This window comes from Streptomyces sp. NPDC052114 (genome assembly GCF_040680155.1).
Classification (GTDB): domain Bacteria; phylum Actinomycetota; class Actinomycetes; order Streptomycetales; family Streptomycetaceae; genus Streptomyces.
The window spans coordinates 24,059-42,390 of record NZ_JBFAWC010000012.1 but is presented as its reverse complement, the minus strand read 5'-3'; the positions used below and the strand labels follow the sequence as shown (position 1 = coordinate 42,390).

The following is an 18,332-nucleotide window of genomic DNA, read 5'->3' as shown; positions in this document are numbered from 1 at the left end:
TCCTACGGTGCTGACGACGCCCGGGACGCCCCGTATACCGTGTCCTTCTGGTCGGGGATCACGGAGCCGTCCGAACGGCGCACCGGGCCCTCCCTGCCGTCCCGTTCGGTGTACCCGGTGGTGGCGCACGGGTAGGGGTCGGCCTTCCTGCCCTTGGGCTCGATGAACATGGGGTTGACCAGCCAGCGGCCGTCGCCGTTCTCGTAGGCGCGGCACATCAGCTCGTTCTTGTTGCGGTTCAGGACGAGCCTGAGGGCGGTGGCGTCGCGCAGGAAGGAGATGTCCGTGTCGGAGTCGCCCGCCGCGAACACCTGGCGCTTCGCGGCCGGTTGGACCTTCTCGGCGGCGGCGCCGCGCACGCCGTAGATCTCCTTGTTGATCCAGCAGCGCTTGCCGTCGATGTACGTGATCATCGAGTCCTCGCCGTCCCGGACGGTGCCGCAGCCCTTGAGGTGCGCGGTGTGCCTGCCGTGCGCGGTGACGTTGCGGATGCCGATGGTGTGCCGGGCGTCGACGCCGACGCTCTTCCCCCACACCTCGGCGATCGGCTCGGGCGAGGCGGAGACGACGTACACGTCGAAGCCGGCCTTCTTGAGGGTGCGGATCAGGTCGCGCTGCTGGTCGTAGTAGCGGACCCAGCCGGTGACCTCGTGGGTGCCGACCCGCTGCTCGGTGCCGATGGGCGCGGCGAGGTTCTCCTTGCGTGCCGCGGCCGCGAAGCCCTTGACCTGGTGGGTGGTCCAGCCGCGGGTGAGCTGGGCGAGCCAGGCGTACTGCGGTTCCATGCGGCGGTGGTCGAAGCCCGCGAAGGCGGCCGTGCCGGAGGTCGTGGTGCCCTCGCTGTAGACGGAGAGGATCTCGTCGGCGCAGGCGGTGTCGCGGTGCGTGGGCAGGGTGGTCCCGGTGGCCGGGCAGGCCTTGGCGAGGGCCTTGGCCGCGGGAACCGTCAGATAGCGGCTCGTGGTGCGCCAGTCGCCGCGCTCAGGGGTGCGTATCTTGCCGTTGCGCAGCAGCCAGAACATGGTGGCGTCACCGATGTCGTTCTTGATGACGGTGTTGTCCCAGTCGAAGGTGGCCACCGGTTTGGCGCCGCCCTTGTGGCGCTGCGGCCCGCAGTGGCCGTAGGCGTCGATCATCTCCTTGAGCCGCGCCCTGTTCTCGCCGTACCAGCCCTTCGACACGGTCAGGTCGGGGCAGGACTTCGGCCGCGCGTGGGGTGCGGGCTGGGTGGCCTCCGCGGTGGCCTGGACGGTGACGAGACCGGCTCCGGCGACGGCGAGGACTGCGGTGGCCGCTGCGGCGCGGCGCTTGAGGTTCACGAACACGCTCCAGTGTTTACGCAGGTCAGCCGGGCGTCGTGCGACGCCCGGCTGACGCGTGGGTGGCTGCTGGGTGAACGGCGAGGGGGCGGCTACAGCGGGGTGACGTACGCCCCGGTGAGACCGCCGTCGACGAGGAAGTCCGTGGCGTTCACGAACGAGGAGTCGTCGCTGGCGAGGAACGCGACGGCGGCCGCCATCTCCTCGGCCTCGGCGAAGCGGCCCACGGGGATGTGCACGAGGCGGCGGGCCGCGCGCTCGGGGTCCTTGGCGAACAGCTCCTGCAACAGCGGGGTGTTGACCGGACCCGGGCAGAGCGCGTTGACGCGGATGCCCTCGCGGGCGAACTGCACGCCCAGCTCGCGGGACATGGCGAGGACGCCGCCCTTGGACGCGGTGTACGAGATCTGCGAGGTCGCCGCGCCCATGCGGGCCACGAAGGAGGCGGTGTTGATGATCGACCCCTTGCCCTGGCGCCGCATGTAGGGGAGGGCGGCCTTGCAGCACAGGTACACGGAGGTGAGGTTGACCTCCTGGACCCGCTTCCAGGCCTCCAGGCCGGTGTCCAGGATGGAGTCGTCGTCGGGCGGCGAGATGCCCGCGTTGTTGAAGGCGATGTCGACGGAGCCGTACGTGTCGAAGGCCGCCTTGAAGAGCGCCTCGACCTGCTCGGCGTCGGTCACGTCGACCTTCACGAAGATCCCGCCGACCTCCTCGGCGGCGGCCTTGCCCGCTCGCTCGTCGATGTCGCCGCAGACGACGTGGGCGCCCTCGGAGGCGAGGCGGCGCGCGGTGGCGAGGCCGATGCCGCTGCCGGCACCGGTGATGACGGCGGTGCGGCCCACGAGACGGCGGCAGATGTTCTGGTCGGTCATGGTGCTTCAGGCCTCCGTGCTTTCCGTGCTGATGAAGACGTTCTTGGTTTCCGTGAAGGCGGTCAGGGCGTCCGGGCCGAGCTCACGGCCGAGCCCGGACTGGCCGTAGCCGCCGAAGGGGGTCCAGTAGCGCACGCTGGAGTGCGAGTTGACGGAGAGGTTCCCGGCCCGGACGGCGCCCGAGACGCGCAGCGCCCGGCCCACGTCCCGCGTCCAGATCGAGCCGGACAGGCCGTACTCGGTGGCGTTGGCCAGCCGGATCGCGTCGGCCTCGTCCTCGAAGGGCAGCACGACGGCGACCGGCCCGAAGACCTCCTCGACGGCGACGGGCGCGTCCGGGTCGACGTCGGTGAGCAGCGTCGGCGGGAACCAGAATCCGGGGCCTTCCGGCGCCGACCCGTGGATCCCCGCGCCCGAGGGGACGTAGGACCGCACGCGCTCCAGCTGCGCCCGGGAGATGAGCGGACCCATCTGCGTCTTCTCGTCGCCCGGGTCGCCGACGACCACCGACTCGATCGCCGGCGCCACGAGCTCGACGAACCGGTCGTAGACCGAGCGCTGCACGAGGACGCGGGTGCGGGCGCAGCAGTCCTGGCCGGAGTTGTCGAGGTACGACATGGGGGTGGCGGCGGCCGCCGCCTCGATGTCGGCGTCGGCGAAGACGATGTTCGGGCTCTTGCCGCCGAGTTCGAGGGTCAGGCGCTTCACGCGGTCGGCGCACGTGGCCATGATCCGCTTGCCGACACGGGTGGAGCCGGTGAACACGATCTTGGCGACACCGGGGTGCTCGACCAGCGCGTGGCCCGCGACGTCGCCCGCGCCGGGCAGGACCTGGAAGAGGCCCTCGGGCAGGCCCGCCGCCAGGGCGAGTTCGGCGAGGCGGAGCGCGGTGAGCGGGGTGGTCTCGGCGGGCTTGAGGAGGACCGCGTTGCCGGCCGCGAGGGCGGGGGCGGTGCCCCAGGCCGCGATCGGCAGGGGGAAGTTCCAGGGGGCGATGACGCCGACGACGCCGAGGGGTTCGAGGATCGTCACGTCCAGGCCGCCGGGGACCGGGATCTGACGGCCATTCAGGCGCTCCACTCCCCCGGCCGCGTACTCCAGGAGGTCGCGGGCGTTGCCCGCCTCCCAGCGGGCGTTGCCGATGAGGTGACCGGCCTCGCGGACCTCCAGCCGGGCCAGCTCCTCCAGGTGTTCGTCGACCTGGTCGGCGAAGCGGCGCAGCAGTCGGGCGCGGTCGGCGGGGGCCGCGGCGGCCCACTTCGCCTGGGCGGCCCCGGCGCGGGCGACGGCCGCGTCCACGCCCTGGACGGTGGTGGCGGGGACGGTCGCGACGACCTCTTCGGTCGCGGGGTTCAGTACCTGGTGCTCGGTCGCTTGCGCGTGCTCGTACGACAAGAAGGGCCTCACATGCGTTCGAAGGAGCGGCGGAGCTCCCAGTCGGTCACCGCGGAGTCGAAGGCGTCCAGCTCGACCCGCGCCATGTTGCGGTAGTGCGCGACCACCTCGTCGCCGAAGGCGGCCTTGGCGATGGGGCTGTTCTCCCAGAGCTCGGCGGCCTCGCGCAGGGTGGTGGGGACGTGTTCGTGGCCGGCGGTGTAGGCGTTGCCGGTGCACTCGTCGGGCAGTTCGAGCTGGTGCTCGATGCCGTACAGCCCCGCGGCGACCAGTCCGGCGACCGCGAGGTGCGGGTTCACGTCGCCGCCGGGCAGCCGGTTCTCGAAGCGCAGGGAGCGGCCGTGGCCGACCACGCGCAGCGCGCAGGTGCGGTTGTCGTAGCCCCAGGCGGCGGCGGTCGGTGCGAAGGAGCCCTGCTGGAACCGCTTGTAGGAGTTGATGTTGGGCGCGTAGAGGAGGGAGAAGTCGCGCAGGGCGGCGAGCTGGCCCGCCAGGAAGTGCCGCATGACGGGCGACATGCCGCCGGGGTCGTCCGCGGCGCCCGCCATGACGTTGGTGCCGTCGGCGTCCTGGAGCGAGAGGTGGATGTGGCAGGAGTTGCCCTCGCGCTCGTTGTACTTCGCCATGAAGGTGAGCGAGACGCCTTCCTGGGACGCGATCTCCTTGGCGCCGGTCTTGTAGATGGCGTGCTGGTCGCAGGTGACGAGCGCCTCGTCGTAGCGGAAGACGATCTCGTGCTGGCCCGGGTTGCACTCGCCCTTGGCCGACTCGACGACAAGCCCGGCGGCCGCCATGTCGTTGCGGATGCGGCGCAGCAGCGGCTCGATGCGGCCGGTGCCGAGCACGGAGTAGTCGATGTTGTACTGGTTGGCCGGGGTGAGTTCCTTGTATCCGGCGTCCCAGGCCTGTTCGTAGGTGTCCTTGAAGACGATGAACTCCAGCTCCGTGCCGACGTGCGCGGTGTAGCCGAGCTCGGCGAGCCGGTCCAGCTGGCGGCGCAGGATCTGCCGGGGCGCGGCGACGACGGGCGAGCCGTCGTTCCAGGCGAGGTCCGCGATCAGCATCGCGGTGCCCTCGTTCCAGGGGACCCGGCGCAGGGTGGAGAGGTCGGCGTGCATGGCGAAGTCGCCGTAGCCGCGGTCCCAGGAGGACATCGCGTAGCCGTCGACGGTGTTCATGTCCGCGTCGACGGCGAGGAGGTAGTTGCAGCCCTCCGTGCCGTGTTCGAGGACCTCGTCGAGGAAGAAGCGGGCGGCGAACCGCTTGCCCTGGAGCCGCCCTTGCATGTCGGGGAAGGCCAGGACGACAGTGTCGATCTCGCCGCTCGCGACGAGGGCCGTCAGCTCCTCGACGGCGAGCGGGGGTGTGCGGTCTGCCACGGGAAAAGCCTCCTTGGGTCAGCCGGGAGCCATAAGGTATTGCGGAGAACCATTGCTTGGGAAGGGGGTACGGGCATGTCGCACACGGAAGAGGGCACGGCGGCGTCCGCGCCGCGCGAGGAGCGCCTGACGGCGGTGCTGCGTCCGGTGCGGGCGGGGAACGGCTTCGAGGAGGCCCTGGAGCAGATCCTCCAGGTCGTCCGCCTCGGCCTGGTGCCCGGCGGTGAACGCCTGCCGTCGGAGCGGGAGTTGGCCGACCGGCTCGGCATCAGCCGGGTGACGCTGCGCGAGGTCCTGAAGGTGCTGCAGGACCAGGGTCTCGTCGAGTCGCGGCGCGGGCGCTACGGCGGCACGTTCGTGCGGCCGCGCCCCGAGGCGCCCGGCGAGGACGAGCTGCGCCGGCGCATCAAGGACGTCGACGTCGAGGACGCGCTGCGCTTCCGCGAGGTGCTGGAGGTCGGCGCGGCCGGGCTGTGCGCGGCGCACGGACTGACGGAGGAGCAGGCGGACCGGCTGCGCACGGCGCTCGCGCGGACCCACGACGCGCCGCTCGCGGAGTACCGCCGCCTGGACACGCTGCTGCACCTCACGCTCGCCGAGCTGTCCGGCTCGCCGACGCTCACGGCGCAGTACGCGGCGGTCCGCGCCACCGTCAACGACCTGCTGGACTGCATCCCGCTCCTGGTCCGGAACCTGGAGCACTCGCAGCGCCAGCACACCGCGCTGGTCGAGGCCGTGCTCGACGGGGACGCGGACGGCGCGCGGGAGATGATGCGCGAGCACTGCGCGGGCACGGCGGCGCTGTTGCGGGGCTTCCTGACGTGAGGGGTACGGGAGCGGTGGCGCGGGGAGTATCACGAGAGCTCCGGTGAGGCGCGCGGTGAGGAGCGGTTAACCATCACGTAACGCACGGGTCTTGCTTTCCCGCACTCCACACCGCAAAGGTATGGATCCGTTCCAATGAGCCAGCAAGCCTCTGAGCCAGCAAGCCTCGCGCCGCCGCATAGGAGCCGTGCCATGACCGTGGAGTCCAGCAAGCCGAGCGCCGCCGAACCGGCGGACGACTATTTGGAGCGCAGAACGCTGCGCCGCGGCAGCGCGGGCTGGCTGCTGCTCACCGGGCTCGGCGTCGCCTACGTCGTCTCCGGCGACTACTCGGGCTGGAACTTCGGCCTGGCCGAGGGCGGCTTCGGCGGCCTCGCGATCGCCATGGCGCTCATGGGCGTGATGTACGCGTGCATGGTCTTCTCGCTCGCGGAGCTGTCGTCCGTACTGCCCACGGCGGGCGGCGGCTACGGCTTCGCGCGCCGGGCGCTCGGCCCCTGGGGCGGCTTCCTGACCGGCACGGCCATCCTCATCGAGTACATCCTCGCGCCCGCCGCGATCTCCATCTTCATCGGCGACTACGTCGAGTCGCTCGGCCTGTTCGGGCTGACCTCGGGCTGGCCGGTCTACCTCGCCTGCTTCGTCGTCTTCATCGGCATCCACCTCTGGGGCGTCGGCGAGGCGCTGCGCTTCAGCTTCGTCGTGACCGGCATCGCGGTGGCGGCACTGCTGGTCTTCGCGGTCGGCGCGTTCATGGACTTCGACGCGGCCAAGCTCAACGACATCCCGGTGGACGCGGACGCCTTCGGCGCCAACTCCTGGCTCCCGATGGGCCTGCTCGGCATCTGGGCCGCGTTCCCGTTCGGCATGTGGTTCTTCCTCGGGGTCGAGGGCGTGCCGCTGGCCGCCGAGGAGACCAAGGAGCCGGCCCGCACGCTGCCGCGCGCGATCCGCTGGTCCATGGCGATCCTCGTCGTCCTCGCCCTGCTGACCTTCTTCGCCTCGGCCGGCGCGCGCGGCGCGAACGCGATCCAGGACGCGGGCAACCCGCTGGTGGAGGCGCTGCAGCCGAACGGCGAGGCGACGACGCTCAGCCGGATCGTCAACTACGCGGGGCTCGCGGGCCTGGTGGCCTCCTTCTTCTCCCTGATCTACGCGGGCTCGCGCCAGCTCTTCGCGCTCTCGCGGGCCGGCTACCTCCCCCGCTTCCTGTCGCTCACCAGCAGCCGCAAGGCCCCCTACCTCGGTCTGCTGGTGCCCGGCGCCATCGGCTTCGCCCTGGCGGCGGCGACCGGGGACGGCGCCCGCATGCTGAACGTCGCGGTGTTCGGCGCGACCATCTCCTACGCCCTGATGTCGCTCTCGCACATCGTGCTGCGCCGCCGCGAGCCGGGCCTGGAGCGGCCCTACCGCACGCCCGGCGGCATCCTGACGTCGTCCGTGGCGCTGGTCCTCGCCTGCGCCGCGCTGGTCGCGACGTTCCTGGTGGACGTGACGGCGGCGCTGATCGCCCTCGCGGTGTACGTGGTGGCCATCGCGTACTTCGGCCTGTACAGCCGCAAGCACCTGGTGGCCCGCGCGCCGGAGGAGGAGTTCGCGGCCCTCGCGGCCGCGGAGGCAGAGTTGGAACGCAACTGATCACCACGGTGAGGGAGAACGCAGTGAGCGGCAGGCCGCTGATCGGAGTCAGCACCTATCTGGAGTCCAGGGCGAGCTGGGGCGTGTGGGAGCTGCCCGCGGCCCTGCTGCCCGCCGGGTATCCGCGCCTGGTGCAGGCGGCGGGCGGCCTCGCCTCGATGCTGCCGCCGGACGATCCGTCGTACGCCGCCGAGGTCGTGGCCCGCCTCGACGGCGTGGTCGTCGCGGGCGGACCCGACGTCGAACCCGTGCGGTACGGCGCCGTGCGCGAGGAGCGCACCGGACCGCCCGCGCGGGAACGGGACGCCTGGGAACTGGCCCTCATCGAGGCCGCGCTGGCGTCCGGGACACCGCTGCTCGGCATCTGCCGGGGCATGCAGCTGCTGAACGTGGCGCTCGGCGGGACCCTGGTCCAGCACCTGGACGGACACACCGAGCAGGTCGGCGTCTTCGGCACGCATCCGGTGAAGCCGGTGCCCGACACGCTCTACGCCTCGATCGTGGCGGACGCGTCCACGGACGTGCCGACCTACCACCACCAGGCGGTGGACCGCCTGGGCCGGGACCTGGTGGTGTCGGCGCACGCGGAGGACGGCACCGTCGAGGCCGTCGAACTCCCCGGCCCCGGCTGGGTCCTCGGCGTGCAGTGGCACCCGGAGATGGGCGAGGACACGCGCGTCATGGCAGCGCTGGTCCGAGCCGCGTCCTGAGCCAGTCGAGGGCGGCCGCGCCCTGGGCGGCCTGGAAGGCGCGCAGGGTCGGCAGTCCCGGCGGATCGGGCTGCAGGGATCCCCGTACGAAGTAGCTCGCGAGGGCGGCGAGGGTGGCGGTCACGCCCTCGGGGTCCGCGTCCCGGCCCACGGGGTGGGCGGTGAACACGTCCTCGGGGTCGGGGCCGCCCTGGGCGCGCACGCACGGCAGCATGACGAGCAGGTCGAACCAGGGCGCGGCGCGCACGACGTGCGGCCAGTCGACGAAGACGACCCGCCCCTCGGCGGTGATCAGCATGTTGTCGGCGCGCAGATCGCCGTGGGCGAGGGTGTCCCCGCCCGCGAACCCGGTCCAGCGGGCGGCGAGTTCGGCGAGCGCGTGGAGGTTGCGGCGTGCCCACGGGTCGAGCCGCTCCGCCGCCGCGTCGCCGTCCTCGATGAGCCGCTGCCACCCACGGAAGCTCTCCGCCTCCGTCTCCACGACGGACCGCGCATCGACGGGCGCGGGCGTCAGGGCGCGCGAAAGCTCCGCCACCGCGTCGAGCACGAGATCCAACTCGTCCGCGCGCCACGGCACTTCGGGCTGGCGTCCGTCGATGTCCTCGAAGGCGAGGGCGACCCAGACCCCGTCGTCGTGGGCCGCGAGGAGCCGGGGCGCGGGCACGGAGTCCGGCAGGGCCGCGGAGTGCCGGGCCTCGGCGCGGTGCAGACCGGGGCTGCCGGGGTTGGCCTCGGAGCTGACGGCCTTGACGAAGGCGCGCCGCCCGTCGTCGAGCCGCACCCGGGCGGCGACGCCCGGCGAGAAACCGCCGCTCTGCGTCGCCGCGTGGACCACGGGCGCGCCCAACTCGGCCTCCAGCGCGGCCCGCACGCGGGCGGGGAGCTGCTGCCAGGGGGTGCGGACGCCGGTGGCCGGGGGCGCGGTGGGGATCATCACCTCATGGTGGGCGGGACCCGCCTCCCGCCGCCAGGCATTTTCCCGGACCGCGACGACCGGCGGTGCCCCGCGGGGCACCGCCCGCCGCTACTCCCCCTCGCCCGCCGTCCGCGACGCCAGCCGCTCGTACCGCTGCCGGGCCGCCTGCGGGGTGCCGAGGCCGAGGCCGAAGGCGACCTCCGGCCAGGTCATGCCGCGCCCCCGCGCCATCTGGAGCAGCCCGGTCTCCAGCTCGTCCAGCTCGCCGCGGACCAGCGGCAGCAGGGTGAGCGCCGCGGTGATGTCGGCCTGGTCCACCTCGGGCTCGCCGTCGACGGGCTTCGCGGCGCCGCTGAGCAGGAAGGACACCAGCCGCACCGCCTCGTGCGGGCCGAGGACGGCGGGGTGGACCTGTCGCCCCCGCTGCGCGTCGTCGGCGCCGTGCCGCGCGGCGATCCGCATCAGCGAGGCGTAGACCCGCTGGGCGCGGGCCTGCTCCGGGTGGCTCGGGGTGAAGGGGTCGGCGGTGGCGTCGGGCGCCGGGGACTGCTGCTGCTCGGGATTCGTGGCCATGCAGGCAGCATGGCGCGACACACGTCATGGTGTCAACCATTCGTTGTGAACACTTTGTTTGTATCGGGCGGCCGGGGGGCCTGACGAACACCGCCCGAAGCCCCGCCCCGCCCGCTACACCCCCACGCCGCTGCGCGTCAGCGCCAGCAGGTCGCGGCCCGGCCCCGCAGGACGGTGGCCCGTCGGCCAGACCGCCCGCAGCTCCCGGCGCAGGCGCACGTCCGCCACGGGGATCTCCACCAGCCGCCGCGCCGCCAGCTCCTCGCCCACCGCGAGTTCGCTCAGCACGGAGGGGCCCGCCCCGCTGACGGCGGAGGCCTTCACCGCCGTCGTCGACGACAGCTCGATCAGGGGGCGGGCGAGACCGCCGAGCGCCGCCTCCAGGACCTGCCGGGTGCCCGAGCCCTCCTCGCGCAGGATCAGCGGGGTGGCCGCCAGTTCCTCGGCGGCCAGCGGCTTGCGGCGCCGTGCCCACGGGTGGCCCGGCGCCGTCACGACGACCAGCCGGTCGTGCGCGATCACGACCTCGTCGAGCCCGCCCGGCACGGTGAGCCCCTCCACGAAACCGAGGTCCGCCTCGCCGGCGAGCAGCCGGGAGGCGACGGCCGCGGAGTTCCCCGCGAGAAGCGACACCGCCGTGTCCGGCCGCTGGGTCCGCAGGGCGATCAGCCAGCCCGGCAGCAGATACTCCGCGATCGTCATGCTCGCCGCGACCCGCAGCCGGGAGTCCCTGCGGTCGCGCAGCGCCTGCGCCCCCGCGTCGAAGGCCTCCGCCGCCTCCACGATCCGCCCCGCCCAGTCGGTCACCAGCGCGCCCGCGTCCGTCAGGCGCGAGCCGCGGGGCGAGCGGTCGACGAGCGCGACCCCGAGCTGGCGCTCCATGGCGCGCACCCGGCTGCTCGCGGCGGGCTGGGTGATGCCCAGCTCCCGGGCGGCCCGCCCGAGACTGCCGAGCCGGGCCACGGCGAGGAGCAGTTGCAGCGCCCCGAGGTCGGGGACGCGGTGCGCCAGCGAGGCCTCCGGGGGCACGTCGGACGCGGGTGTCGACAAACTCATAAGGCCAGATTATGTCCCCATAGAAAAGTGCTCCCTGGTGGCGCCGGGCGTCACGTAAGACCGTGGACGCATGGTCAGCACCGCTCATCCCGCAGCCTCCCCCCGCCCCGGCCTCGCGGCCGTCGGCACCCGCCTCCCCGCCGTCCGCCACCTCGGCCCGAACTGGTACGCCTCCGTCATGGGCACCGCCATCATCGCGAACGCGGGTGCCACGCTGCCGTACGACGTCATGGGGCTGCGCACGGCCTGCACGGTCATATGGGCGCTGTCCCTGGTGATGCTCGCCGTCCTGCTCACCGCCCGCGCCGCGCACTGGATCCACCACCGCGACCAGGCCCGCACCCACCTCCTCGACCCGACCGTGGCGCCGTTCTACGGCTGTCTGTCGATGGCGCTGCTCGCGGTCGGCGGCGGCACCCTGATCGTCGGCAAGGACTGGATCGGGACGAGCGCGGCCGTCGCGCTCGACACCGTACTGTTCACCGCGGGCACCCTCATCGGGCTCGCGGCGGCCGTCGCCATCCCGTACCTGATGGTGGTGCGGCACCGCATCACCCCCGACCAGGCCTCGCCCGTGTGGCTGCTGCCCGTCGTGGCCCCGATGGTGTCGGCGGCCGTCGGCCCGCTGCTCGTCCCCCACCTGCCCGCGGGCCAGGCGCAGCAGACGATGCTGTACGCCTGTTTCGCGATGTTCGGCCTGAGCCTGCTCGCCACCCTGGTGATGCTGCCGGTGATCTTCGCCCGTCTGGTGACCGCGGGCCCGCTGCCGCTGGCGCTCACCCCCACGCTCTTCCTGGTGCTCGGCCCGCTCGGCCAGTCGACGACCGCCGCCAACAAGTTCGCCGACTTCGCGCCGGGCGTCGTCCCCGCCCCCCTCGACCGGGGCTTCCTCGCCTTCGCCGTCCTCTACGGCGTGCCCGTGATGGGCTTCGCCCTGATGTGGCTGGCGCTCGCGGCGGCCATGGTGCTGCGCGCCCGGCGCCGGGGCATGGGCTTCGCGATGACCTGGTGGGCCTTCACCTTCCCCGTCGGCACCTGCGTCACCGGCGCCGAGGGCCTCGGCAAGCACACCGGCCTCGCCGCGTTCGACTGGCTCGCGACCGCCCTCTTCGTCCTCCTGGTGAGCGCCTGGGCCGTCGCCCTCACCCACACCCTGCGCGGTGTGGTCAACGGCAGGCTGCTCGCAGCGCCTCGCTGAGCACCGCGGGCGCCTCGGCCAGCGACGGCCCGTACCAGGTCAGGTGCCGGCCGCTGACCAGTGCCTTCGGCAGGGCCGCGGGAAACGCCTCGGGGCCGTCGTCGCGGGTGAAGCGGTACGGCTCGTCGGGCAGGACCACGAGGTCCAGGTCCCCCGCCCGCAGCTCCTCCAGGGCCACGCGCGGATAGCGCTCGGCATGTCCGGCGTACGCGTTGTCGACGCCGAGGCGGGCCAGGACGTCGCCCGCGAAGGTGTCACGGCCCAGGACCATCCACGGCCGCCGCCAGATCGGCACGGCGGCCCGCCGCCGGACCACGAAGCGGGGCGGCTCCCGCCACGCCGCCTCGGCCCGCGCCAGCCACACCGGCCGCCCCGCCCCGCAGGCCGCGAGCACCCGTGCCAGCTCGCGGAACGCCTGCGGCAGCGTCCGCACCTCGGTCACCAGGACCTCGACGCCGGCCGCGCGCAGCGCGGCGAGGTCCGGCGCGCGGTTCTCCTCCTCGTTGGCGACGACCAGGTCCGGCGCGAGGGAGACGACGCGCGCCACGTCGGGGTTCTTGGTGCCGCCCACCCGCACCACGTCGAGGTCCGCCGGGTGGCTGCACCAGTCGGTCGCCCCGACCAGCGCACCCGGCGCGCTCACCGCGATCGCCTCGGTCAGCGAGGGCACCAGCGAGACGACCCGCAGGGGTCCCCGGGCGCGCGACACCTCAGCGCCCCCTTTCGTCCACCGCCTCGATGTGGTCCCCCACGGCGACCACCAGCACCCGCGTGTCCGGCACGGTGGCCCGCCAGCGGTGTCGCACCCCGCCCGTCAGGAACAGGCTGTCGCCGCGCCCCAGGCGGTAGGCCCGGCCCTCGGCCTCCATCTCGACGCCGCCGTCGACGACGTACATCAACTCGTCGTTGCGGTGCTGGAATTCGCGTCCCTCGTCGTGGTCGCCGATGAACTCCAGGGCGTGCAGCTGGTGGTGGCCGCGGGCCAGTTCCCGTACCCGCGCGGCGGGCGTGGAGCCCTCCAGGTCGGTGTCGTCGTCGGCGCGCACCACCTCGACGGTGCGGGCCGGATCGGCGGCGGCGAGCAGCTCCACGTCCGTGGTGCACAGGGCGTCGGCGACCCGCTGCAGGGAGCGCATGCTGGGGCGGGCGCGCTCGTTCTCGATCTGGCTGAGGAACGGCACCGAAAGGCCGCTGCGCTCGGCGACGACCGCGAGGGTCAGCTCCAGCTGCCGCCGGCGCCGCCGTACGGCCGAGCCCACCCGGAGGGTCTCCTTGTGCTCGTCCATCGCCTCGGCTCCCTTCAGCGCATCGGCCCACTCTCAACCCTGAGGGGTTTTCTGCACCCTACGCATGTTCGCCAAACGGTTTTGCCCCGTTGGCCGGACCGCCGGTCACAGCTTGTGCCAGTAGAGCAGTTGCCCGGCCTCGCCGGGCGCCGAACCCTCGCCCGGTACGAACAGACTGACGAGCAGGGCGGGTTGGCCCGCCGGGTCGGTCAGGAGCGTCGCCGAGGGGTTGGCGAAGGCGCGGCTGCCGCCGTGGGTGCGGACGTCGAGGCGGTCCGCGCGGCCACTCGAGGGGTCGTAGGCGTACGTGCCCCAGCTGCCGAAGTCGCCGCGCCGCCCCTGGCCCTCGACGAGGACCACCCGCTGCCCGCCCAGCTCGACGGGCGAGCGGTCGCCGATGTTGCCGCCGTTGCCCCAGACGTGCACGGCCCGGTCCAGGCGCCGGTCGGGCTCGGCGTGCCAGTGCCGGAAGCCGGTGAGGGTGGCCCGCAGCTGCCGGTCGGTCTCGCAGCCCGCGCGGTAGTGCCCGGTGAGGTGGATGGTGGCGCCGCGCACGGCGGTGACGCTGGGGGTGCCCTCGGCGCAGCGGGAGAGGGTGAGCGGGGCGTCGAAGGACCGGTGGGCGCGGCCCGCGAGCAGCGCCGGCAGGTCCCGGTACGCGCGGACCGCGATGTGGTTGCGCGGGTCCTTCTCGTAGGCGAGGACGTAGCCGCCGCGGCCGTCGTGCGCGAGGGAGGCCTGGTGGGTGCCGGGCCCGAAGTCGTGGCGGCGCTGCCAGTGGCGCAGATCGGTGGAGGTGGCGACGGCCGCGTGGAAGCGGCCGTCAGCCAGGAGCGTGTGGTAGACGGCGAGGTAGGTGCCGTCCTGGGCCTGCTCGATCTGCGCGGCGTCCATGGTGCGGCCGGTGTGGTCGCGGGCGTCGTAGCGGTGGCCGTCGGCGGCCCGCACGTCCGTGGCGAGGGCGGCCAGGCGCGCGGTGCCCGCGGAGGCGGGGGCGGCGTCGGCCCGCGCCAGCTGCGCGACGAGCAGGGCGGCGGCCAGGGCCAGCGCGGTGGCGACGGCGAAGAGCGCCGTCCTGGGCTGCCTTGCGGTCACGGGCGGGGACTCACGTTCGGGTGTACGCACGGTCGGGTGCGCGAAAGGTGCGGGGGCCCAGTCGAGGTTAGGGACCGGGGCTGCCCGCCGGAACGCCCCGAGGGGTGGGCTTCGCCACAAGGGCGAGGCCCACCCCTCGGAGGTGGTGCACGCGTCGGACTCCTTCGCGCTACTTCGCGGAGGTCATCTTCTCCTCGAAGCCCGGGTTCTTCTTCAGCCAGGTGTCGACGGCCTTGGGCTCGTTGTTCTTGCCCGCCTTGTTGATCTCGTTCTCCAGGCTCGCCAGCTCCTGCTCGCTCATCTTGAAGTTCTTGAGCCACTTCGTGAGCTGCGGGTACTGGTCGGGGAAGTCCTTGCTGGAGAGCGTGCGGATCGTGTCGCCCTTGCCGAAGCCGCCCTTGGGGTCCTTCAGCTTGGTCAGGTCGTACTCGTTGTACGCCCAGTGCGGCGACCAGAGCAGGACCGCGACCGGCTCCTTCTTGGCGTACGCGGCCTTGAGCTCGGAGAGCATCGCGGGGGTCGAGCCCGCGGCGATCTCGTACTCGTCCTCCAGGCCGTAGCCGGGCAGGACCTTGTCCTTGAGCGCCTGCATCACGCCGGTGCCCGGCTCGATGCCGATGATCTTGCCCTTGAACTTGTCGCCCTTGCCCTTGAGGTCGGCGAGCGACTTGACGTCCTTGACGTAGGACGGGACGGCGACCTCCAGCGACGTCGGGCTGTACCAGGAGCCGAGGTCGTTGAGGTTGGCCTTGTTCTTGTCCCAGTACGTCTTCTGGGCGGTGGGCAGCCAGGCGTCCAGGTTGAGGTCGAGGTCACCCTGCGCGAGACCGGTGTAGGCCGGGCCCACGTCGGCCGGCGTCAGCTCCATCTTGTAGCCGCGCTTCTCCAGGACGCGCTTCCACAGGTTGGTGACGGCGATGTTCTCGTCCCACGCGAAGTACGCGGCCTTCAGCGGGCGCTTGTTCTCGTCGCTGCCGGAGTTCTTCGGCAGCGGGGCGAGCTTGTCGACGACGCCCGGGTTCTTCTTCAGCCAGGCGCGCACGGCGTCCTGCTGCTGGCCCTTGCCGGCCTTGTTGATCTCGGCCTCGAGACTCGTGAGCTGCTTCTCGCTCATCTTGAAGTCCTTGAGCCACTTGCCGACCTCGGGGTTCTCGCCCGAGAAGCCCTTGCGCGCCAGCGTGTGCACGCCGTCGCCCTTGCCCCAGGCGCCCTTGGGGTCCTTCAGCTTCTTCAGCTCGAAGTCGCTGTAGGCCCAGTGCGGCGACCACAGGGTGGTGACGATCGGCTCCTTCTTGGCGTACGCGGCCTTCAGCTCGGCCAGCATCGCCGGCGTCGAGCCGTCGACGACCTTGTACTCCTTGTCCAGGCCGTACGCGCCGAGGACCTTGTCCTTGAGCAGACCCATCATTCCGGCGCTCGACTCGATGCCGGTGATCTTGCCCTTGAAGGTGTCGGCCTTGCCCTTGAGGTCCTCGAGGGAGTTGACGTCCTTCATGTACGCAGGAACGGTCAGCTCCAGCGAGGTGGGACCGAACCAGGAGCCCATGTCCTCCAGGTCCTTGCCGTACTTCTTCCAGTACGAGGCGTGCGTCGTCGGCAGCCACGAGTCGGTCTGGAAGTCGATGTCACCCTGCGACAGGGCGGTGTACAGCGGACCGGCCTCCAGCTGGCTGGTGGTCACCTTGAAACCGCGCTGCTCCAGGATCTCCTTCCAGAGGAAGGTGGAGGCGACGCCCTCGTCCCAGGGGATGTAGCCGATCTTCAGTTCCTTGCCGTCGCCGACGTTCTTGGCGTCGGCCACGGACTCGGACTTGGTGCCGCCGAAGATGCCCATGCCGCCCGCGACGAGCGCGAGGACGACGACGCCGACCATCGCGACGACGGGCCGGGGGCGGTAGTTCCAGATCTTCAGGCCCTGCATGGCCCGCGCCTTGGCGAGCGCGCGCCGGCCGAGCGGCGAGACCTGGCTGCCCAGGCCGCTGGTGACGCGGTCCAGGTAGATGGCGAGGATGACGATGGAGACGCCCGCCTCCGCGCCCAAGCCGACGTCGAGCTGGCCGATGGCCGCGTTGACGTCGGCGCCCAGGCCCGGGGTGCCGACCATGCCGGTCAGCGCCGCCATGGACAGGCCGAGCATGATGACCTGGTTGACACCGGCCATGATCGTCGGAAGCGCGAGCGGCAGCTGGACGCGGAACAGGGTGTTGCGGGGCGTGGTGCCGAACGCGTCGGCGGCCTCGACCAGGTCCTTGTCGACCTGGCGGATGCCGAGCTCCGTCATGCGTACGCCGGGGGCGAGCGCGAAGACGATCGTGGCCACGATGCCCGCGGGGGCACCCATGCGGAAGAACAGCAGCGCCGGGATGAGGTAGATCATCGCGGGCAGCGTCTGCATGAAGTCCAGGACGGGCCGGACGATGCCGCTGACCGTCTTGGAGCGCGCCGCCCAGATGCCCACGGGCACGGCGATGACCAGTGCCACGAAGGTGGAGACGAGCACCAGGGACAGCGTCATCATCGCGTTGTCCCACAGCTCCAGGGACACGATGAAGGCGAAGCCCGCGAAGGAGAGCACACCGCCGAGCAGGCCGCGCAGCCAGAAGGCGATGACGGCGAGGATGCCCGCCATCAGGAGCGGCTCGGGCGCGGAGAGGACGTCGTAGACGCCGTCCCACATGTTCTGGAAGATCGTCTTGATGAAGTCGAACAGCCAGTCCATGTGCGTTCTGAGCCATTCGACCGAGTCATTGACCCAGTCGCCGAAGGGAATCCTAGGCACCGCTGCTCACCTTGCCCACGTTCTTGCCGCCGTCGTCCTGCGCGGGTATGGAGGCGGGGGCCGCGTCCCGCGGCTCCTGGACCGTCTCCGTCTTCATCGGCTCGCCGAGCACGGCGAGCAGCCTGGCCCGCGGGACGACGCCGATGAGCTCGCCCTCGTCGTCGGTCACGGCGACGGCCACACCGCTGGTGGAGCAGGGCGTGAACAGCTCGATGATCGGGGTGTCCTCGGTGACCGTGGCGGGGGCGGCGGCGAGCACGTCCTTCGCCGTCTTCAGCTCCTTGCCCTCGGCGGTCTTGGTGCCGAAGGCGGTCTCCGGGTCGGCCATGATCGCGCCCGCGGTGAGCACCCGGGAGCGGTCGACGTCCTGCGTGAACGAGGCCACGTAGTCGTTGGCCGGGGTCACCAGGATGTCCTCGGACGTGCCGATCTGGACGATGCGGCCGTCGCGCATGACGGCGATCTGGTCGCCCAGGCGCATGGCCTCGTTCAGGTCGTGGGTGATGAAGACGATGGTCTTCTTCAGCCGCTTCTGGAGCACGAGGAGCTGGTCCTGCATGTCACGGCGGATCAGCGGGTCGAGCGCGCTGAACGACTCGTCCATGAGGAGCAGGTCGGCGTCGGTGGCGAGCGCGCGGGCCAGGCCCACGCGCTGCTGCATGCCGCCGGACAGCTCGTCGGGCCAGGACTTCTCCCAGCCCTTGAGGCCCGCGAGCTCCAGCGCCTCGGTGGCGCGCTTCTCGCGCTCGGCGCGGGGCACGCCCTGCACCTCCAGGCCGTAGCCGGCGTTCTCCAGGACGCTGCGGTGGGGGAACAGCGCGAAGTGCTGGAACACCATGCTGATCTTCTTGGACCGGACCTCGCGCATCTCCCGGGCGCTCAGCTCGGTGAGGTCCTGGCCGTCGAAGCGGACGTGACCGGCCGTCGGCTCCGACAACCCGTTGAGCATGCGCAACAACGTGGACTTGCCGGATCCGGAGAGACCCATGACGACGAAGATCTGGCCCGGCTCGACCTCGAAGGAGGCGTCGATCACGGCGGCGGTGGTGCCGTCGGCGCGCAGCTCCTCTCGGTCGGCTCCGTGGCGGAGTTTCTCCACCGCGTCATCGGGTCGTCTGCCGAACACTTTGTACAAGTGCTCGGCCTGCAGCCTGGACACATACACCTCTCGGGTCGAACCAAGACGGCCCGCCTCCCCCGCCGGCGGGCCGTGGAGCGGCGTGGGGTTCTGCCCACTTACCCGGTCGAAATGTTGAATCCTCGACCGGGTTCGCTCCGGGTGCGCGCC

At 72.1% G+C, this 18,332-nt stretch carries 16 protein-coding genes; 4 read left to right on the top strand and 12 right to left on the bottom strand.

The window, feature by feature from the left end:
- Positions 1-2 precede the first annotated feature (2 nt).
- The 4 genes from AB0L89_RS25910 to AB0L89_RS25895 form a co-directional block, all read right to left on the bottom strand.
- Complete coding sequence (locus AB0L89_RS25910) at positions 3-1,325, bottom strand: haloacid dehalogenase-like hydrolase (RefSeq protein ID WP_365145338.1); 1,323 nt, start codon at positions 1,323-1,325, stop codon at positions 3-5.
- Positions 1,326-1,411: 86 nt separating this feature from the next.
- A complete protein-coding gene (locus AB0L89_RS25905; RefSeq protein WP_365145335.1) occupies positions 1,412-2,194 on the bottom strand; it encodes a 3-oxoacyl-ACP reductase in 783 nt (260 codons plus the stop codon).
- Between the two features lie 6 nt (positions 2,195-2,200).
- On the bottom strand, positions 2,201-3,589 hold the full coding sequence (locus AB0L89_RS25900) for an aldehyde dehydrogenase family protein (RefSeq protein WP_365145332.1): 1,389 nt from the start codon (positions 3,587-3,589) through the stop codon (positions 2,201-2,203).
- Positions 3,590-3,597: 8 nt separating this feature from the next.
- Positions 3,598-4,968, bottom strand: coding sequence for a glutamine synthetase family protein (locus tag AB0L89_RS25895; RefSeq protein ID WP_365145329.1), 1,371 nt, complete (start codon positions 4,966-4,968; stop codon positions 3,598-3,600).
- A gap of 75 nt (positions 4,969-5,043) precedes the next feature.
- Between AB0L89_RS25895 and AB0L89_RS25890 the strand changes: the two genes are divergently transcribed.
- From AB0L89_RS25890 to AB0L89_RS25880, 3 genes are all read left to right on the top strand, one after another.
- Positions 5,044-5,793 (top strand): FCD domain-containing protein, encoded by a 750-nt coding sequence (locus AB0L89_RS25890; RefSeq protein ID WP_365145326.1) that lies wholly within the window; start codon positions 5,044-5,046, stop codon positions 5,791-5,793.
- A 192-nt stretch (positions 5,794-5,985) separates the two neighbouring features.
- Positions 5,986-7,431: an ethanolamine permease gene (gene eat, locus AB0L89_RS25885; RefSeq protein WP_365145323.1), complete on the top strand. Its 1,446-nt coding sequence runs from the start codon at positions 5,986-5,988 to the stop codon at positions 7,429-7,431.
- Positions 7,432-7,454: 23 nt separating this feature from the next.
- Positions 7,455-8,141, top strand: coding sequence for a gamma-glutamyl-gamma-aminobutyrate hydrolase family protein (locus AB0L89_RS25880; protein WP_365145320.1), 687 nt, complete (start codon positions 7,455-7,457; stop codon positions 8,139-8,141).
- On the opposite strand, the gene AB0L89_RS25875 is transcribed toward AB0L89_RS25880, so the two are convergent.
- The 3 genes from AB0L89_RS25875 to AB0L89_RS25865 all read right to left on the bottom strand — a co-directional run bounded on the left by AB0L89_RS25875 (position 8,110) and on the right by AB0L89_RS25865 (position 10,686).
- The gene (locus AB0L89_RS25875; protein WP_365145317.1) at positions 8,110-9,075 is read right to left on the bottom strand and encodes an aminoglycoside phosphotransferase family protein; all 966 of its coding nucleotides are present in this window, start codon (positions 9,073-9,075) and stop codon (positions 8,110-8,112) included. The genes AB0L89_RS25880 and AB0L89_RS25875 overlap by 32 nt on opposite strands.
- 90 nt (positions 9,076-9,165) lie before the next feature.
- Positions 9,166-9,630: a DNA-binding protein gene (locus AB0L89_RS25870; RefSeq protein WP_365145314.1), complete on the bottom strand. Its 465-nt coding sequence runs from the start codon at positions 9,628-9,630 to the stop codon at positions 9,166-9,168.
- Positions 9,631-9,744: 114 nt separating this feature from the next.
- Positions 9,745-10,686: a LysR family transcriptional regulator gene (locus AB0L89_RS25865; RefSeq protein WP_365145311.1), complete on the bottom strand. Its 942-nt coding sequence runs from the start codon at positions 10,684-10,686 to the stop codon at positions 9,745-9,747.
- Positions 10,687-10,756: 70 nt separating this feature from the next.
- Here AB0L89_RS25865 and AB0L89_RS25860 point away from each other — a divergent pair, with 70 nt between their 5' ends.
- Positions 10,757-11,884 (top strand): TDT family transporter, encoded by a 1,128-nt coding sequence (locus tag AB0L89_RS25860; protein WP_365145308.1) that lies wholly within the window; start codon positions 10,757-10,759, stop codon positions 11,882-11,884.
- On the opposite strand, the gene AB0L89_RS25855 is transcribed toward AB0L89_RS25860, so the two are convergent.
- The 5 genes from AB0L89_RS25855 to AB0L89_RS25835 form a co-directional block, all read right to left on the bottom strand.
- Positions 11,853-12,572 (bottom strand): helical backbone metal receptor, encoded by a 720-nt coding sequence (locus tag AB0L89_RS25855; protein WP_365145898.1) that lies wholly within the window; start codon positions 12,570-12,572, stop codon positions 11,853-11,855. The genes AB0L89_RS25860 and AB0L89_RS25855 overlap by 32 nt on opposite strands.
- Before the next feature lie 22 nt (positions 12,573-12,594).
- Positions 12,595-13,170 (bottom strand): cupin domain-containing protein, encoded by a 576-nt coding sequence (locus AB0L89_RS25850; protein WP_365145305.1) that lies wholly within the window; start codon positions 13,168-13,170, stop codon positions 12,595-12,597.
- A 105-nt stretch (positions 13,171-13,275) separates the two neighbouring features.
- Positions 13,276-14,265, bottom strand: coding sequence for a hypothetical protein (locus tag AB0L89_RS25845; RefSeq protein WP_365145302.1), 990 nt, complete (start codon positions 14,263-14,265; stop codon positions 13,276-13,278).
- Between the two features lie 169 nt (positions 14,266-14,434).
- Positions 14,435-17,044, bottom strand: coding sequence for an ABC transporter permease/substrate binding protein (locus AB0L89_RS25840; RefSeq protein WP_365145300.1), 2,610 nt, complete (start codon positions 17,042-17,044; stop codon positions 14,435-14,437).
- Positions 17,037-18,203: a glycine betaine/L-proline ABC transporter ATP-binding protein gene (locus AB0L89_RS25835; protein WP_365145295.1), complete on the bottom strand. Its 1,167-nt coding sequence runs from the start codon at positions 18,201-18,203 to the stop codon at positions 17,037-17,039. Before AB0L89_RS25835 ends, AB0L89_RS25840 begins: the two co-directional genes overlap by 8 nt.
- Between the last annotated feature and the right edge of the window lie 129 nt (positions 18,204-18,332).

Excerpts from the sequence above, each read along its gene's own strand:
- AB0L89_RS25860 (WP_365145308.1), top strand. The coding sequence starts at position 10,757 with ATGGTCAGCACCGCTCATCCCGCAGCCTCCCCCCGCCCCGGCCTCGCG.
- AB0L89_RS25905 (WP_365145335.1), bottom strand. The coding sequence starts at position 2,194 with ATGACCGACCAGAACATCTGCCGCCGTCTCGTGGGCCGCACCGCCGTC.
- AB0L89_RS25875 (WP_365145317.1), bottom strand. The coding sequence starts at position 9,075 with ATGATCCCCACCGCGCCCCCGGCCACCGGCGTCCGCACCCCCTGGCAG.
- AB0L89_RS25865 (WP_365145311.1), bottom strand. The coding sequence starts at position 10,686 with ATGAGTTTGTCGACACCCGCGTCCGACGTGCCCCCGGAGGCCTCGCTG.
- AB0L89_RS25890 (WP_365145326.1), top strand. The coding sequence starts at position 5,044 with ATGTCGCACACGGAAGAGGGCACGGCGGCGTCCGCGCCGCGCGAGGAG.
- AB0L89_RS25850 (WP_365145305.1), bottom strand. The coding sequence starts at position 13,170 with ATGGACGAGCACAAGGAGACCCTCCGGGTGGGCTCGGCCGTACGGCGG.
- eat (WP_365145323.1), top strand. The coding sequence starts at position 5,986 with ATGACCGTGGAGTCCAGCAAGCCGAGCGCCGCCGAACCGGCGGACGAC.
- AB0L89_RS25870 (WP_365145314.1), bottom strand. The coding sequence starts at position 9,630 with ATGGCCACGAATCCCGAGCAGCAGCAGTCCCCGGCGCCCGACGCCACC.